Source organism: Bengtsoniella intestinalis (genome assembly GCF_039719005.1).
In the GTDB taxonomy this organism is placed as follows: Bacteria; Bacillota; Clostridia; order Oscillospirales; family Oscillospiraceae; genus Oscillibacter; species Oscillibacter intestinalis.
Genome location: NZ_CP133584.1, coordinates 1361133 through 1376354, shown reverse-complemented (window position 1 = coordinate 1376354; position 15222 = coordinate 1361133). Strand labels below are relative to the sequence as shown.

19 protein-coding genes and 1 riboswitch are annotated in these 15222 nt (G+C 50.1%); of the genes, 8 read left to right on the top strand and 11 right to left on the bottom strand.

Annotation, left to right across the window (positions count from 1 at the left end):
- Window positions 1–8: 8 nt before the first annotated feature.
- Genes RFF05_RS06595 through RFF05_RS06565 form a run of 7 tightly spaced genes read right to left on the bottom strand, consistent with a single transcriptional unit; the run spans window position 9 to window position 1573 of the window.
- On the bottom strand, window positions 9–167 hold the full coding sequence (locus RFF05_RS06595) for a hypothetical protein (RefSeq protein WP_409969573.1): 159 nt from the start codon (window positions 165–167) through the stop codon (window positions 9–11).
- Window positions 157–537 carry a hypothetical protein gene (locus RFF05_RS06590; protein ID WP_409969572.1) on the bottom strand — a complete coding sequence of 127 codons (381 nt, stop codon included), beginning with the start codon at window positions 535–537 and terminating at the stop codon, window positions 157–159. The genes RFF05_RS06595 and RFF05_RS06590 overlap by 11 nt, the downstream gene beginning before the upstream one ends.
- A 20-nt stretch (window positions 538–557) precedes the next feature.
- Entirely contained in the window at window positions 558–710 is a 153-nt protein-coding gene (locus tag RFF05_RS06585) for a hypothetical protein (protein WP_409969571.1), read from the bottom strand.
- Between the two features lie 6 nt (window positions 711–716).
- Entirely contained in the window at window positions 717–884 is a 168-nt protein-coding gene (locus tag RFF05_RS06580) for a hypothetical protein (RefSeq protein WP_409969570.1), read from the bottom strand.
- A gap of 15 nt (window positions 885–899) precedes the next feature.
- The gene (locus RFF05_RS06575; protein ID WP_409969569.1) at window positions 900–1121 is read right to left on the bottom strand and encodes a hypothetical protein; all 222 of its coding nucleotides are present in this window, start codon (window positions 1119–1121) and stop codon (window positions 900–902) included.
- Complete coding sequence (locus RFF05_RS06570) at window positions 1114–1326, bottom strand: hypothetical protein (protein ID WP_409969568.1); 213 nt, start codon at window positions 1324–1326, stop codon at window positions 1114–1116. Before RFF05_RS06570 ends, RFF05_RS06575 begins: the two co-directional genes overlap by 8 nt.
- Window positions 1327–1354: 28 nt before the next feature.
- Complete coding sequence (locus RFF05_RS06565) at window positions 1355–1573, bottom strand: DUF739 family protein (protein WP_409969567.1); 219 nt, start codon at window positions 1571–1573, stop codon at window positions 1355–1357.
- Window positions 1574–1755: 182 nt separating this feature from the next.
- Here RFF05_RS06565 and RFF05_RS06560 point away from each other — a divergent pair, with 182 nt between their 5' ends.
- The 8 genes from RFF05_RS06560 to thiW all read left to right on the top strand — a co-directional run bounded on the left by RFF05_RS06560 (window position 1756) and on the right by thiW (window position 9824).
- A complete protein-coding gene (locus RFF05_RS06560) occupies window positions 1756–2130 on the top strand; it encodes a DNA-binding protein (RefSeq protein WP_409969566.1) in 375 nt (124 codons plus the stop codon).
- A gap of 240 nt (window positions 2131–2370) precedes the next feature.
- The gene (locus RFF05_RS06555; protein ID WP_409969565.1) at window positions 2371–2853 is read left to right on the top strand and encodes a hypothetical protein; all 483 of its coding nucleotides are present in this window, start codon (window positions 2371–2373) and stop codon (window positions 2851–2853) included.
- A 148-nt stretch (window positions 2854–3001) separates the two neighbouring features.
- Complete coding sequence (locus tag RFF05_RS06550) at window positions 3002–4936, top strand: recombinase family protein (RefSeq protein WP_409969564.1); 1935 nt, start codon at window positions 3002–3004, stop codon at window positions 4934–4936.
- A 351-nt stretch (window positions 4937–5287) separates the two neighbouring features.
- Window positions 5288–6088, top strand: a complete 801-nt coding sequence (locus RFF05_RS06545; protein WP_409969563.1) for an AAA family ATPase — start codon at window positions 5288–5290, stop codon at window positions 6086–6088.
- Entirely contained in the window at window positions 6046–6243 is a 198-nt protein-coding gene (locus RFF05_RS06540) for a hypothetical protein (protein WP_409969562.1), read from the top strand. Before RFF05_RS06545 ends, RFF05_RS06540 begins: the two co-directional genes overlap by 43 nt.
- Before the next feature lie 15 nt (window positions 6244–6258).
- Complete coding sequence (locus tag RFF05_RS06535) at window positions 6259–7512, top strand: DUF58 domain-containing protein (RefSeq protein ID WP_409969561.1); 1254 nt, start codon at window positions 6259–6261, stop codon at window positions 7510–7512.
- Entirely contained in the window at window positions 7509–8855 is a 1347-nt protein-coding gene (locus tag RFF05_RS06530) for a hypothetical protein (RefSeq protein ID WP_409969560.1), read from the top strand. The genes RFF05_RS06535 and RFF05_RS06530 overlap by 4 nt, the downstream gene beginning before the upstream one ends.
- Window positions 8856–8985: 130 nt before the next feature.
- Window positions 8986–9093: riboswitch (TPP riboswitch) on the top strand.
- 242 nt (window positions 9094–9335) lie between these two features.
- Window positions 9336–9824, top strand: coding sequence for an energy coupling factor transporter S component ThiW (thiW, locus tag RFF05_RS06525; RefSeq protein WP_409969559.1), 489 nt, complete (start codon window positions 9336–9338; stop codon window positions 9822–9824).
- 57 nt (window positions 9825–9881) lie between these two features.
- Here the strand turns inward: thiW and RFF05_RS06520 are convergent, their stop codons facing one another.
- The 4 genes from RFF05_RS06520 to RFF05_RS06505 are packed head-to-tail and all read right to left on the bottom strand — an operon-like array spanning window position 9882 to window position 15215.
- The gene (locus RFF05_RS06520; protein ID WP_409969558.1) at window positions 9882–10394 is read right to left on the bottom strand and encodes a ferritin-like domain-containing protein; all 513 of its coding nucleotides are present in this window, start codon (window positions 10392–10394) and stop codon (window positions 9882–9884) included.
- Between the two features lie 50 nt (window positions 10395–10444).
- The gene (locus tag RFF05_RS06515) at window positions 10445–12343 is read right to left on the bottom strand and encodes a complex I subunit 5 family protein (protein WP_409969557.1); all 1899 of its coding nucleotides are present in this window, start codon (window positions 12341–12343) and stop codon (window positions 10445–10447) included.
- Complete coding sequence (locus tag RFF05_RS06510; protein WP_409969556.1) at window positions 12334–13782, bottom strand: complex I subunit 5 family protein; 1449 nt, start codon at window positions 13780–13782, stop codon at window positions 12334–12336. Before RFF05_RS06510 ends, RFF05_RS06515 begins: the two co-directional genes overlap by 10 nt.
- A gap of 11 nt (window positions 13783–13793) precedes the next feature.
- Window positions 13794–15215, bottom strand: a complete 1422-nt coding sequence (locus tag RFF05_RS06505) for a complex I subunit 5 family protein (RefSeq protein ID WP_409969555.1) — start codon at window positions 15213–15215, stop codon at window positions 13794–13796.
- Window positions 15216–15222 lie beyond the last annotated feature (7 nt).

Here is a 15222-nt window from a genome sequence, read left to right as displayed (position 1 = left end):
TTTTCTCCTTAGTATTGTAATTTTTTGTTGTTCTCTGCCAGCAAGGCGCATTTGCCTAAACCGCCTTGCTCTTTGCCCAGGCGCTGAAATTTCCAGGCGTAGACACAGGCTTTGTTAGCATCGCACTTGTGACACTCGCACTTGCGGTCTTTGTTCTCATAGGCCATCAGGTTTCACATCCTTTATGGTTTCTTGCACCACCGCCGCCATCCAGTCTTGCATAGAGGGGTAGCCCTTGTCGTCTACCAGCTGTTGCAACGCTTGGTAGTCCTTCTCTGTCAGTCGACAGGTGATGCGACAAGGTAGGCGGTGGCGGTCTGCTGTGCGGGATTTACGAGCGGTTGAGCGGTCTGGGTCGAAGGTGTCATACAGGGTATCCATAGCCGCCTGGCTGATGGTGACGCCATAGTCGCCCCCATTCTCGCACTTGGATTGAATGGTTTTGTCGTACTTGGGGTAGACCGTTTGCACAGTCGCCACCATGTCTTTGGTTGGGATGTTCTTCTCCAACCGCAACGCTCGAAGTCGGTTCTTCATGGGGTGTCCTCCTTGACTTCTTATCCATAGCGTGCTACTCTGTCAGTAGCGTAGGTTCCTTTTGAGGTCGTTTCCGTGCCAGCGGAAGCGGCCTCCACTTTTTGCTCTTGACAATCGCACCGCTCGCCAGGGTCGTTGTGACTGCCACAGTAGGGGCAAATGCGATAGTACATTGTGACTTAGCCCTCCTTTCGTTTTGATTTCTCATTCACCTTGTGAGCTCTGCCATACCGACGGCGGTTGCAGTTCTCACAGGTGATTTTTTTCGTGCCACCGAAGCCAGCCACCGTGTGACTGTCTTTCAGACCTTCGGCACAGGGCACGCAGAGATACATAATCTTTTCCATGTTCCTCACCCCCTTTCAATCACAGTAGCTACGATTGCAGTGAGGGCACCCTACAATCAAATGGCTGGATGCTCCCTCAACCGTGATGCCAGAGGTGTGCCCGCTCGGGCGCTTGATGGGCTGGTAGATGTTGCGCCCACAAGAGAAGCATCGGCCCATGTAGGGGGCGAAGTTGGGGTAGCTCATTTTTTCGCAATACTGGGTCTGGGCTTCTGTGGCGAGCTTGGGGTCATACATGGCTATCACCTCTGCTTTTAGATTCAGCCTTTCTCTTGGCGAGGCGGTCATCTATCTTTTTGTTGATGACAGGGTCTGCGAAGAAGCGTGCCAACATTGCCGAACCTGCCTCTGCAATCTTTCTGCGGTCGATGTCTGGAATTTCATTAACGTTGATTTTGATGGTCTGTGTGGTACATGTTTCTGCTAGGAATGGTGTTGACATTTTTAGATACCTCCGATTTGGTTCAATATCATTGAACTTTTAGGGTAAAAAAATAGAGGGAAATATCCGTGTGTTCCAATTCAAGCAGATTGCAAGCTTTGGATATTTCGGGTTGCTTAAATCCAGTCTTTCCGTTGAGCTTCAACGACAGACTGCGTTCAGACAGCCCCATTGCAGTGGAGAAGGTTGCTTGGCTCCCATACTTTTCAGTGATGCGACCAACGAGTTTTGCGTAATCATATGCCATGGTAAATACTCCTTTCGTGTTGATTATTTGTTCAATTTTATTGAACTACCATAGCCACTATACCACAAGCAATTTTCCAATGCAACACTTTTCTTCAATTTTTTTGAACTTTTCTATAATTTCTCTTGAACTTTTGTTCAAAGTGGGGTATAATACCTTCATAGAAAACAGGAGGATGCACCATGAAAAGTAGTTCAACATCCAAGCGACTTGCTGAGGTGATGGCGGCACGTGGTATGCGCCAGATAGATGTGTTAACCGCCGCTGCCCCATATTGTGAAAAATACAATGTCAAGATAGGGAAAAATGCTCTGAGCCAGTATCTCTCTGGAAAGGTTGAGCCCGGACAAGAGCGACTGTCCATCCTCGGCATGGCACTAGGTGTGTCGGAAGCCTGGCTTATGGGTTATGATGTCCCTATCGAAAAAAATGTGACGCCCATTACCGAAGAAGGCAATGGGCGTACACAGGAGTATATTGAATTATTCAGCCTTTTGAGCGATGACCAACAGGCGCTCATTGTTCATGCGATAAAAGGGCTTCTATCTGAGAAATAATATAGTCTTGTTCTTTGTTGGATAGTTTAGAGAATAGTTCGGCTACAAACATCAATTTCAGAGGAAAGCAGACTGTCCCCTTTGCTTCTATCGTCTCGTTTGTTTTCATTGATTCATTTCCTTTCTGATGTTTTCCGCCGACGGTGTCATCATTGTACCACACCAAAGTGGAAAAATGTTCAAAAAGATATAAAATACCATTCGATTGACTTCGACAAAACTTCGTAGTGAGGTGTGCCTATGAAAATCAGAACCTTGTTTGCCAGCGTGTCTCTGGGCCTACTTATGCTGCTTGTTGGTTGCAGTGAGGGAGCGACTTCCTCAGATATCAGTGATGTCGAGAATTCCCCTGCCGTGTCAGAACCAGAGGAAAGCAATGTATTCTTCGTTCCAGAGGTAGAGTATGAGCATATCTTAAACGGAACGAAAACTTCAATCGCAGGGAAACGAGGATTTATTTATATCGACAAGGATGTCGCCTTGTCCGCCACGTCAGAGGACTTGATAGCCTTTGCCGAAGAGTATATTGAAGGTAGTGACCTTAGCTGGTTTTCTATTATCTTGAAAAACTCTGCTGGCGGAGTTGCTGGGACAGGTGTCTGCTTCATTGGGAGCGATATCTACAATGCCACCTATGGGGCGATAGACTCTGACGGTGTTGTGGTTGACCCCTATGGGTCACTGCTCTACGAAGATGGCACTTACGAGTATAAAGCTTTTTAGTAGATACCATATGGATAGGGTATCTATACGGTATACATAGTCTATCGATACTCACGCGTACGTGCGTGCGTGTGCGCTATTTCTAGTCTAGCCCTATTTCTATTTCTATTACTATGCTAAACCTATCCTAAACGGGGGTGAAGAATTTTTGAAATCTCTAGCACGACCAAGCAATGCCAAAGGGCTGAAAAATACGAAGCAAGCACCCTTGGGCACAGCTGGTGCTATCTATGCACGGTATAGTAGCCACGCTCAGAAAGACGCTTCTATCGAACAGCAAGTAGAGCAGTGCATGGCCTATGCACTGGATAAAAAAATTTCCATCAATCGTGTCTATTCAGACCGAGCCATCACCGGCAGGACAGACCGCCGTGTTGACTTTCAGCGGATGATGAAGGATGCGGAGCGTGGCGACTTTTCCTACGTTATCGCATGGAAGTCTAATCGCATCGGTCGCAATATGCTCCAGGCTATGGCCAACGAGGACAAGTTGTTATCGCTGGGCGTCCGTGTTTTATACGTGGAAGAGGATTTTGACGATACAGCTGCTGGCCGTTTCGCCCTGCGGAGCATGATGAACGTCAACCAGTTCTACTCCGAGAACATGGCCGAGGACATCAAGCGTGGCCTGTATGACAATGCGGCGAATTGCAAAATCACCAACGGAACGTTGCCACTTGGGTACAAAAAGGGAGATGATAGTCGCTATGCCATTGATGCACCCAAAGACGAGGTTGTTCGTGATATATTCACCAGGGTTGCTCGTGGCGATGCTTTTGTAGACATAGCGGCAGACTTGAACGCCAAGGGCATTAAGACTGGGCGTGGAAAACCATGGGGCAAAAACTCGTTTCAGAACTTGGTTACAAACGAGCGATATACTGGTGTGTACATCTACGGTGATGTCCGCATCGAGGGAGGCATCCCCCAAATAGTTTCTAAAGAATTGTTCTTTAGAGTGCAGGAGGTGATTCAAACGAAAGGGAACGCAAGAGGACGACATCGCATCAACGGCGATTACCTGCTGACGGGAAAGCTGTACTGTGCGAAATGTGGTAGCGCCATGGTTGGCGTGTCTGGCCGAGGGAAGCACGGAGAGTTGCATCACTACTATTCGTGCCAAAAACGAAGGACGGAAAAGGGATGTGACAAGAGTCATGTTCGTCGTGACACGCTAGAGTTGAGTGTCACCAGAGCTATCATGCAATATGCACTTCAAGACGATATACTGGAGTGGATTGCCGACGAAATCATTGCACACAACAAAAAGGTTGCCGAAGGCTCCCATGTGGCCTTAATGGAGAAAGAGCTAGAAGACAACAAGAAGTCTGTGCATAATATGATGAAGGCAATTGAACAGGGAATTATCACCGAGACTACAAAGGAACGCCTGCTTGCGCTGGAGCGTGAGCAAGCGAAGCTTGTTGGGAAAATTCAATCTGCAAAGGCAGAGGTGATATTGGCTCCAAAGGAGAAGTTCTTAGAGGGTCTGAAGGTTTTTCGTGATGGGGACGAGAACGACAAGCGTTTTCAAGCAATGCTTTTCGATACGTTCCTTGTGGCGGTATTCTTAAACGACGAAGAAGACGACCCAAATAACCTGAAGATTGCATTTAGCTTTTCTGGAGATAAAAACACAATCGAAATACCACTAATTGAGAATGCTTTGAATGGAACTGCTGACGACGGGGCGAGTTCGTACAACGCCCCTTTGGCTCCACCACGCAAAAAGAGACTGCCTAGGCAGTCTCTTTTTGCGTGGTGCATTTGCCTTGTGCAGGATTGGAAGGTTACCTTATTTCATGAGATGTTCCCCTTTGCAAGCTGTTGCGATTTCGGTCAGGGCAAATTGATTTTATTCGAGGGGTGTGCCCCCTCGAGCTCCCCCAGATGTTGCAGACTTGTTAGCTTTTGCATCTTTTTTGGCCACTACATCCAAAAAATCCGAAGTAGATTTATCTACTTCGGATTTATTACTTATTACTTATTACTTATTACTTATTACTTATTACTTATTACTTATTACTTATTACTTTTTCACTTTTCACTACGTTGTACAGGATTTTTTGAAAGTAATAAGTAAGAGTGAAGAGTGAAAAAGTATGGGACGGAGAACGGTTGCGATTTCGGTAAGGGCAAATCGATTTAATTCGAGGGGTGTGGCCCCATCTCCGCCCTAAGTGCCGCCTTTGGAGGTTGGGTGACCAAACAGCCTTGCGAGGCTAGTCGAGCGCCCCCACCATGCCGTTACTCCGTGCATCTCTTTTTTGGCCACTATATTAAAAACCGAAGTAGATGTATGCTGCTTCGGTTTTTTGTATTTCTGCTCACGTACCCCCAGCGCTTATTTACAGTTTATTCAAAAAATAGCTCTTCCCTAAATTTCTTTAGTGTGCTATACTTTTAAAGTAAAAATTTAGGAGGAGACAAATCTATGGAACAATCGGTGCAGGCTGTGGTTGCAGCCATGTTGAAAGAAACAGAAAAAATCATGGTGGGCAAGGACAAGCAAATCCGCTTGATGGTGCTCTCCATCCTCTCTGGTGGCCATGTGTTGCTAGAAGATATGCCCGGCTTGGGGAAAACCACCTTGATTAAAACCTTATCCATCGTGCTGGGATGCGATTTTAAGCGCATTCAATTTACCCCAGACTTGCTCCCTTCAGACATTGTGGGCATGAATATTTATAACCGCCAAACGGGTGGTTTTGAAATGCTTCACGGCCCTGTCATGACCAATATTTTGCTGGCTGACGAAGTCAACCGTGCCATTCCGCGCACCCAATCTGCCTTGCTAGAAGCCATGGAAGAGCGGCAGGTCACCATCGACGGCACCACCTATCCTTTGCCTGCCCCCTTTGTGGTCATGGCCACCCAAAACCCTGTGGAAAGCGAAAGCACATTTAAGTTGCCTGCCGCCCAAATGGATCGGTTTTTAATCCGCCTGTCCTTGGGGTATCCCACGGTGGAAGAGGAGATGTCCATGCTGAAAATCTTGGGCGACCAAATCCCCTTTGACACCATAAACCCTGTGGTGACCCCTGAAAAAGTGCTGGAGTTACAGGCCGCCATTGAGCAAGTGCGTGTCAGCGATGAGGTGTCGACCTATATCGTTTCTCTGGTGCAAAAAACCCGAGACAATCCCTTCTTAAAAGCAGGGGCTAGTCCCGTGCGTCTCGTGCGCTGTATAAAATGGGCAAAGCCTATGCCGCCATGGAAGGGCGAGATTTTGTGACCCCTGATGACATACAGCAAATTGCTGTGCCCATTCTGGCACATAGAGTCACGTTGTCTGGGGAGGCACGCATTGCCAAAAAGACAGAAACCGATTTGATTTATGATATTTTAGAAGGGGTCGCTGTCCCACCTTATGAAGAAAATTTGCTCTAACTAGGTGACAAACATATGATAAACGACCGTTATAATACATCTAGCTATATTGCCACATGGCAATGTGCAGCGCTGTTTGGCCTGCTGTCTTTAGGGAGCTTGTATGCAGGCTTTGGGGTGCTGGGGGGCTTTTTGCTCTTTGTTGCCCTGTTGGCTATTTGTGCCTACGGCTGGGGACGCTTGGCGCTTTACGGCGTCAGCGCTGCAATGAAGGCGCAGTCCTGCCACGCCTATCCTGGACAAGATATGGATGTGCACTTTACGTTAAAAAATGAAAAATGCCTGCCCCTGCTGTGGCTAGAGTGGGTGCAACCCTATCCAGCCAACGGGTGCCTCACAGCACCAGAGGATTTTGTGGTCTGCGACGTGACCCATCCAGAAGCGCAAACGCCCATCGAGCCTGTGCTCTGTCGCCGTTTTTCCTTTATCCATTGGTACGCCACGGTGACGTGGACATCGGTGTTTCATGCCCAGTGTCGTGGGGTGTATCACCCCCAAACCATCGACTTGCATACAGGGGATGGATTTGGTCTGCGTGTGGAAAAAGGCACCTTCCCCTTGGACACATCCCCTGTGTTTGTGGTCTATCCCAAACGGGTGGCCGTGTCGACGCAGGTGTTTTTTAAAAATGCGTGGAGCGCCTCCACTGGCCCTCACGGCACCATTGAAGATGTGACGGTGCTACGGGGTATTCGAGACTATCAGCCAAACGATTCGTTCAAGCGCATCAACTGGCGCTTGGCCGCCAGAGGGGGCGGATTGAGTGTCAATGTGTACGACCGCATTTCTCCACGGTCGGTGTACTTTTTTGTGGACACCGCCACCTTTGCTGGTGTGGAAGAAGATAATCGCGCCTTTGAGGAGACGTTGTCGGTGGTGGGGTCTGTGATTGCAGAGCTGTTTGCTAAGGACATGGCTGTGGGTCTGTATTTGCCAGCCGCCAGCGAAGAAAGCGCCTTTTGCGTGGAGCTAGAGCAGAGCAGTTTGAGCGATTGTTTGTTGGCGCTGGCGCTGTGTGATTGCGATAATCCCGCTGCACGCTTTAGCCAACAGAGCATTGCGGATTTGTTGGCCAGCCAGTCTGGAAACGTGTATTACGTGTGTTACGACGGGCAAAAGGGACGGTTTTCTGCCTTGTTTGAAGAGGTAGGGATTACCCGTTTCTCTGTGATTTCCCATTGCGAGCCAGACTTGGATACCCCCACTGGCATTGACACATCGGATATTAGCCTGTATACCATTCGGGATTTTCAAAGGGGTGAATTATGAGAAAAACATTGCCTTTGTTTAGTCTGTTGATGGCATATTTAACAGAAGTGACTGCTTTTTGCAACTTAATGATGTTCTTTGCTTCTACCAAAGCCAATAACTATGCCTATGTGGAAATGTGGCCATGGCTAGCACTTTGCGCCGTGTATTTCTTGGGATTGCACCTGTTTTTGCGGGGGCAACGGACGCTGGAGCAGACGGTGGTTGTGGTGATAGGCAGTCTTGTGGCAATTTTGTCGGTGATGAGCCTGCTGTTTATCCATGTGGTTACCATAGTGGGCTGGGGTTTTGCTTGGAGTTTGATTGCCATTACGGTGGTGCGTGGGGCGGTGTTGTTGCTCCGTGGCTGTGACACCCACACTGTGGTTTTGGGCTGTGAATTACCCATGTTTGGCATTGGCTTTTTGCTGTGGATGGATGCCTGTCAGGTGTACTATCTGCCGCCGTATTACATTGCCTGCACCGTTGGGGTGTTGCTGTTGAACTTAGTGGGATTGTCACTGGCGCGGATGTACTCTATCAATGGCGCTAATGGGATGAACAATGGCGCTGTGGTGGGAACTGCAGCCATGAGTTTTGGGGCGATTGGCATTGTGGCGGCGTTGTTTGTGCGCTTTGCCTCGGTTGGTGCCAAAACGGCGGTGGACAAAACCACCCAATTTGTCACTTGGTTATATAATTTAATGATTTCTGCAGTGACGGCGATTTTAAACTGGTTTTTGTCGCTGTTCCCTGTGTCAGACTATGACGCTATGGATCTGGAGCTGGGGGAGAGTGTGTCCCTAGCAGGGGAAATGGAGGAGATGCAGGAGCTAAACGCGGAATTGCTCATGGCCATGGTTATTGTGGGGTTTGCGTTGGTGCTCCTTGCCATTTTGCGGCTGTTTTTTAAACTCCGCAAGATGCGCCTGTCGATGAAAGGCCATATCTTGCCCTACCATCGACCCCACCAACGGGTGGGAAAACGGTCACTCTGGAAGCGATTTTTGGCATTTTTACAGCGCTGTTACCAGCGGTTGGCCTTTTCGGTTACGTTGTTTTTCAGACGCAACACACTCCAAGGCACGGTGCTGATTTTGTTGCGTCTTGGGAAAAAACGAGGCCTTGCCAAAGGGGTGGGAGAAAGCTATGGTGCTTACTTGCACCGCTTGTCAACCGCCTGCGCAGGGGTGGATGCAGAGGTGGCACAGTCCATGAGCCAACTGGCCACCATGCTAGATGCGACCCTATACGGGGGGGCAACAGACCATGGAGGATTCACCGCCCATCAGTATGAGAAAATGCGCCATACCTTGCGGAAATTACCCATCAAAACGGTGTTTTCCAAAATGAAAACAGAATGAGCAAAGAGGGTGTACAAAAGTGGCTCGCCACTTTTTGTACACCCTCTTCCCGTTGAGACGAGTTTTTGTACAGCGCCTATACAATCTCTATTGACAAAACCCTTGGGAAGAGGTATGATATCAATAAGTTCATAGAGCATAGGGGAGCTGATGTGCATCGGCTGAGAGGAAGCGAACGCTTCGACCCTTTAACCTGATGCGGATAATGCCGCCGTAGGAAATTTCTAGTTAAGAGACGGATGACATCAGGTTTGCGTCTCTATTTTTTTGCGTCTTTTTTGAAAAGAGGATGAAAAACAGGCAGAAGAGGAGCGTCCTTTGTCTGGAATAAGTAGCGATGGGAAGCCGTGTTTCGGCGTGAGAGGAAGCTAGTGAGCTTCGACCGACCAGTTAGATAAGGGGGTGGTCTACCCTCTTCCACCTACGGGGTACGCTACTTGTTATTTTGCCTGCCCCCCTGCCGAAAAAGGAGAAACCTTGATGAACACCCGTAAATTATCCCTCGCCGCCATGCTGTGTGCCCTTGCCGTGGTGGGCAGTTTGCTGTCCATCCCTGTCTTTGGGAGCAAATGCGCCCCTGTTCAGCACATCGTCAATATTGTCTGCGCCGTCACCATGGGGCCGTGGTGGGGCATAGCCGTGGCCTTTTTGGCCAGTCTCATTCGCAATGTTTTGGGGCTGGGCAGTCTGCTGGCCTTCCCCGGTTCTATGTTTGGCGCCGCCCTGTGTGGGTTGATGTATCAAAAAACAAGAAATCTGCCTGCTACCTTGCTGGCAGAGGTGTTTGGCACTGCCATCGTTGGCGGTTTGTGCGCCTACCCCATCGCTGTTGCCTTTATGGGGCAAAGTGCCGCTGAGTTGGCGTTTTACGTCTACGTGACGCCCTTTTTAATCTCCACCGTTGGTGGCAGTTTGTTGGCGGTGCCTGTGGTGTATGCGCTGGGCAAAAGCAAGCTGTTTCAAGTCTAATCAAACGGTGAAAAGCCCCTTTATACCAATGCAAAGCGTTGGTATAAAGGGGCTTTTTTATATGCTATGGAGCATTTGGGTGAAGGCTTGCAGGTGCAATTCTTCGTCTTGGGAAATCCGCTGGAGCAAGGCGGCAATCTGGGCTTGCTGGGTGCATTTGGCGCCGTGGAGATAGTCGCAAATGGCAGCTTGTTCACTTTTCACATCTAGCAAAATCATGTCTTTAAGGCCACAGCCATAGTCAATGAGGGTGGCGTTCCACGGGGTGTAGCCCTGTTTGGTGGGGGACACAAATTTGGGCGCACCGCCCAGCTTTAAAATCAAACTACCCAGCAGTGCCAAGTGGCGCATTTCCACAATGGCGATGGAGAGGAATTCTTTTTCTAAGGCTTCAAAACCTTGCTCTCTGGCGTAGAGATGGTGGTAGACGTACTGGGCGATGGCGGTATATTCCGAGATGCCACCAGCGTACAAGTCATAGGCCATGGTCAGGTCACAGCCGTTGGGGTGCACTTGGTCAATGGGGGGATACGGGGTGGGCAAGGCATAGGCAGAATCATGAGGGTGCATAGGCAGTCTCCATTCTAAATGAGGATGGTACAGTCTATGCCCAGATCCTTTTAGCTAGACCCAACCACCAGCAAGTAAATAATGGTGAACAAGAACCCTAACCCAAACATCAGCAGGCTGTAGGCCAGAGAATAGGACAGGTGGAACTGGGTGCGCAGAGAGGATTTTTTGGGGCCTTCCCCGTGGAAGAAGGTGGGTGGAATTTTAGCCTCATGGAACCAAAGGTATTGGAACACCACGGACAAGCCGTCTACCAAAATGTCTAATAGTCGCAAGAAAATGGCGGAGATAAACACCAATAGTTGATACACGGGCTTGTAAACCAAGTCTTGAAAACTGAGATGGGGCAACAAATCGCGGTATAAAACCCCATCTTTTTGAGGGAAGAGGTAGGAGCCGAACACGTACACCAGCACACCGATGGTGATGGAGGTGGCAGAGCCCAGCAGATTGGTGAGCGAGAAGTAAGACACGGCACCCAGTGGCTCTGCGGCGAAAAAGTCACAACAGTAGTCACCGATGGCGGCAAAGAGCACATTGCCGCTGACCCCTAGCACCACCAGTAAGACGGCAATGGCACAGAGGGCGGTTTTCACAGGCTTTGTGGTGGCAATGAGCAATGGGGTTTGGCGTAAGCCATTTTTGACAAAGAGGCACACAAAGAGCTTACTCATGTAGGCAAGGGTGAAGCCACCTGCCACCAAAAAGCCCCATTCGGCCAATGTAAAGGCAAGGGGTGGGGCGTTCAAGGCGATGTATTCACTCATGGCTTCGTGGAGCAAGGTTTTGCTGACGTAGCCTGAGAGCAGCGGCACCCCTGCCAAAGACAGTCCACCAATGGCAAAGGTGACTTTCAGCCATGGTTTATCCGTGCCAAAGCCCATGATGGCGTTGAGATTGGTGGTGTGGCAGGTTTGCTCCACAATGGCGGTGATGGAGAAGAGGAGAATCTTCGCCAGACTATGGCTGATCATGTAAAATATGGTGCCGTAGACGGCAATGGCACCATGATGTCCTAGAAGATTGGTCATGGCGATGCCCCAGAGGATGAAGCCGATTTGGGAAATGGAGGAAAATGACAGGGTTTGCTTTAAGTCACCCGACAAAAAGGCAAACACAGCGCCCCCTAGCATATTGCACAGCGCCAGCACCAACAGGAAATAGGTGAAGGCGGTGGAGGCAGGCACCAGTTTCACAGCCACGATGATGATGCCGTAAATCCCAAGTTTAGACAGTACCCCGGTGAGCAGGGCTGTGGCTGGGGACGGGGCGGCGGTGTAAGCCAGTGGCAACCAGTCGTGGAGGAAGAACACCCCTGCCTTGATGGCAAAGCCGATGAACAGCAAAAATGCCGCCAAAATCACCCATGGGGTGGGGGTGGGGAAGTTTTGGGATAGGGTGGCGATGGTCAAGTCGGGGCATTGGACGTACAGCATCCCCAGACCAAAGAGCATGGTGAGCCCACCGCACACGGCGAAGGTGAGATAGCTTTCCCCAGCCACGGTGGTGGCGTTGTTTTGCCCATGGATGACCCACAGGTAACTGGCAAAAGACATCAGCTCAAAGCAGGCAAACAAGGTGAATAAATCGGTTGCCAAAAACACCCCTAAGGTTGCCCCGTAGGTGAACAGAAGTGCGGCATAGTAACGGCGTAAATTGGCGCTGTTGTGTGGGAAATAGTCAGCTGATACAATGGCGCTGACCAGCCACAAAACCGTTGCCACCACAGCGTATACACCACCCAAAGACCCAGCGGTGAAGCCAATGCCGTTGCCTCCGAAAATGGGAAGAGAGATGGTAACATCCCCTAGCCAAACAAGGCCAAGGGTACCCACCAAGGCCAGTGCCAGCAGTAACATGGTGGCGCATTGTTGGAGCTTGGGGCGGTTGAGGGCGTGCAGGGCGATGGAGAGCACCATGGGCAGGAGAATTAAAGAAATTAACAGCATAACAGTCCTCCAATCCAGTTGCTCACCGTGCCGCTACATACCGACAAAGCCACCATAATGCAGGTGAGGACAATGACGGTGATTTGCATAGACTTGGGGGCAGGTTTTGCGTGGGTATCCAGAGTGAATCCAGTGGCTGGCAAGTAGGCTTGCAATAGGATTTGCAAGATGTAGATGGCGGTGAAAAAGGCGGAAATTAATAAGGCCACAACCCCCAGAAGTCCCAGTTGACCGCCCACCATAATGGCGCTTTGCGCCAAGGCATATTTGGAGAAAAATCCAGCCAATGGAGGCAGACCCATCAGCGCCAAGCCACAGATGGTGAAGCAGACGAAGGTGGGTTTCATCACGTGACCATAGCCACGGATATCGTCCACATAGACAGCGTGGTTGGTGTAGAGTGCGTTGCCTGCGCCGTAAAAGAGGACGATTTTCATAGCCGCATGGAATAACATATGGAGCAGTGCCGCCTGCAGGCCAAAGAGGCTCATGGTGGTGATGCCCAGCAAAATATAGGACAGTTGGCTGACGGTAGAGTAGGCCAAGCGACGCTTGAGATGGGAAGAACGTGCCGCCATAAAGGAGCCAAAGAGGATGCTGACACTGACCCACACCAATACGATAGCTTGGGCGGTGGTGCCGTGGAGGGCGGTGTAATCATAGAGATAATAGCTCAGGCGCATGACCACAAAAGCACCCGATTTCACCACGGCAACCGCGTGGAGCAAGGCGGTGACGGTGGTGGGCGCCACCCCAGCGGTGATGAGCCATCGGTGGAAGGGGAAGAGCCCTGTCTTCACCCCAAACCCCACAAACATCAGCACATAGGCGATGGATAGCATGGGGGTGAGTGGTTGGGTCATGATGCCGCCCAGCTGAAAGTCAAAGCTACCCACTTGGGATAAAAACAGCATCATACCCATAAAGGCGGTGGCGGCACCGAAGAACATATAGCGGATGTAGCGCCTGCCAGCGAAAATGCCTTGGGGGTCGTCGTTGTGAATCACCAAGGGCAGGGTCACCAGTGACAGCGCTTCGTAAAAAAGGTAGGCGGTGAATAAGTTGGCGCTAAAGGCCAGCCCTAGCACCACCCCAAAGGTTAAGGTATAATAGGTGAAAAAGCGGCGAAATTTCCCTTCGTGGGTCATGTAGGTGCCAGCGTAATAGGTGGCAATGGGCCAGAGTACGCTGACCATGCTGGCAAAAATCACCGACAGACCATCCACCTCAAAGGCAATGGTCAAGGGTGTAGACAGAGATAAAATTTGGCAGTGGCTACCGTAGGACAGAGCCAAAACCGCAAACACAGCCACGGAGATGAGGCTGGTGCACAGCAGGGCATAGTGTCCAATCCGTTTGTCACTTTGAAAGTCGATGAACACCATGGAAATGGCGAACACCAGAGACAATAGCATGGGGATTCCAAGTAAACAGTTCATGTGACGCCTTTCTATATCATGGTATGGACCAACGCTTCAATCCATGGTAAAACCAGTTGTGGCACTGTGCCGATGGTGATGGTGGCTATGGCGAAAAACCATGGGGTTAAACGGGGCTCCACGTGGATGGGCGTGGTTTGCAATTGGGCAGGCTCTACGAAAAAGGCCTTCACCGCAATGGTCAGTAGATAGCCAGCGGTTAAAAGGGCGGAAATCAGGATGACACTCACCCCAATGAGACCCCAAGTCCCCAATTCTAGCGCCCCCGTCACCAAGTACCATTTGCTGACGAAGCCAGCGGTGGCAGGCACGCCCACCAACGACAAGCTGGCAACAAGAAACAAGGTGAAGGTTTTTTTCATGGTGGCACCGTAGCCAACCAGAGCGTCTACGGTTTTGCATCCTGTTTCGTGGATGACGGTGCCAGCAAATAAGAATAGGCCATTTTTCGCCATGGCGTGGGCAATTACATGGAGAAGCGCCCCCGTTAAAGCGGTGGGATTCAACAGGAATATCCCGAAAATCACATAGGACACTTGGCTGACGGTGGAATAGGCCAGCCGTGTTTTTAAAACATTTTCTTTATAGGCCAAGGTGGACCCTAGCAAAATGGTCACCAATGACAGCCCTAAAATGATGTGTTGCACCAGACTACCAGCAATCAACTCTGCGCCCACAATGTAATACACGCCACGGAGCATGGCTAAAATACCAGCCTTGGTGGTGATGCCAGAGAGGACAGCTGACGCAGGAGCAGGAGCCAAGGGGTGGGCAGTTTTGAGCCAGCCGTGCAAAGGAAACAGACCTGCCTTACAGCCAAAGCCAATGACGTACACCAGTAAAAACCAGCCCATGGTCTCTTGGGAGACGACGTCCCCCAGACCAGCGATGCCGCCAGCGGTGAAGGTTCCTCCTAAGCCTAGAGAATAGACGTAGAAAATAGCCAGCAACCCTAGTAGGGCACCGCCAATGGAGTAGTAAATGTATTTGCGCCCAGCGGCAAGGCATTCTGGGGTGCCGTCATGGACGACAGTGGGCAAAAGAGACAGGCTCATCAGTTCAAAAAACAGGTAAAACGTAATGAGATTGCCAGCATAGCAAAGACCCATCAGACTGCCTAGTGCCATGAGGTAAAAGGCGAAAAACCGTTCTTGTTGGTCATCGTGCTTAAAGTAAGCAGTGGCATACACTGCCACAAAGAGCCACACCACGGTAATTAAAACGGTGAACAATATGGAAAGTCCGTCCAGCGTCAATGTCAAGGATAAATCAAAGGGGAAACTGGCAATGGGCAGGGAGGATGGGGTTAAAAAAGGCATGACCACCGCACTCACAGCAGTAATGGCGGTGATGGTGACCACACGGGGTTTCACCCAGTGGAGCGCCGCCCCTAAGCCCCAAAGCAGGGGGAGGAAGATAGGCAGGATTAACATGGTTTTC

What these genes read in the sequence shown, in the direction of transcription:
- RFF05_RS06595 (WP_409969573.1), bottom strand. Translation starts at nt 167, where the DNA reads ATGGCCTATGAGAACAAAGACCGCAAGTGCGAGTGTCACAAGTGCGAT.
- RFF05_RS06590 (WP_409969572.1), bottom strand. Translation starts at nt 537, where the DNA reads ATGAAGAACCGACTTCGAGCGTTGCGGTTGGAGAAGAACATCCCAACC.
- RFF05_RS06585 (WP_409969571.1), bottom strand. Translation starts at nt 710, where the DNA reads ATGTACTATCGCATTTGCCCCTACTGTGGCAGTCACAACGACCCTGGC.
- RFF05_RS06580 (WP_409969570.1), bottom strand. Translation starts at nt 884, where the DNA reads ATGGAAAAGATTATGTATCTCTGCGTGCCCTGTGCCGAAGGTCTGAAA.
- RFF05_RS06575 (WP_409969569.1), bottom strand. Translation starts at nt 1,121, where the DNA reads ATGTATGACCCCAAGCTCGCCACAGAAGCCCAGACCCAGTATTGCGAA.
- RFF05_RS06570 (WP_409969568.1), bottom strand. Translation starts at nt 1,326, where the DNA reads ATGTCAACACCATTCCTAGCAGAAACATGTACCACACAGACCATCAAA.
- RFF05_RS06565 (WP_409969567.1), bottom strand. Translation starts at nt 1,573, where the DNA reads ATGGCATATGATTACGCAAAACTCGTTGGTCGCATCACTGAAAAGTAT.
- RFF05_RS06560 (WP_409969566.1), top strand. Translation starts at nt 1,756, where the DNA reads ATGAAAAGTAGTTCAACATCCAAGCGACTTGCTGAGGTGATGGCGGCA.
- RFF05_RS06555 (WP_409969565.1), top strand. Translation starts at nt 2,371, where the DNA reads ATGAAAATCAGAACCTTGTTTGCCAGCGTGTCTCTGGGCCTACTTATG.
- RFF05_RS06545 (WP_409969563.1), top strand. Translation starts at nt 5,288, where the DNA reads ATGGAACAATCGGTGCAGGCTGTGGTTGCAGCCATGTTGAAAGAAACA.
- RFF05_RS06540 (WP_409969562.1), top strand. Translation starts at nt 6,046, where the DNA reads ATGGGCAAAGCCTATGCCGCCATGGAAGGGCGAGATTTTGTGACCCCT.
- RFF05_RS06535 (WP_409969561.1), top strand. Translation starts at nt 6,259, where the DNA reads ATGATAAACGACCGTTATAATACATCTAGCTATATTGCCACATGGCAA.
- RFF05_RS06530 (WP_409969560.1), top strand. Translation starts at nt 7,509, where the DNA reads ATGAGAAAAACATTGCCTTTGTTTAGTCTGTTGATGGCATATTTAACA.
- thiW (WP_409969559.1), top strand. Translation starts at nt 9,336, where the DNA reads ATGAACACCCGTAAATTATCCCTCGCCGCCATGCTGTGTGCCCTTGCC.
- RFF05_RS06520 (WP_409969558.1), bottom strand. Translation starts at nt 10,394, where the DNA reads ATGCACCCTCATGATTCTGCCTATGCCTTGCCCACCCCGTATCCCCCC.
- RFF05_RS06515 (WP_409969557.1), bottom strand. Translation starts at nt 12,343, where the DNA reads ATGCTGTTAATTTCTTTAATTCTCCTGCCCATGGTGCTCTCCATCGCC.
- RFF05_RS06510 (WP_409969556.1), bottom strand. Translation starts at nt 13,782, where the DNA reads ATGAACTGTTTACTTGGAATCCCCATGCTATTGTCTCTGGTGTTCGCC.
- RFF05_RS06505 (WP_409969555.1), bottom strand. Translation starts at nt 15,215, where the DNA reads ATGTTAATCCTGCCTATCTTCCTCCCCCTGCTTTGGGGCTTAGGGGCG.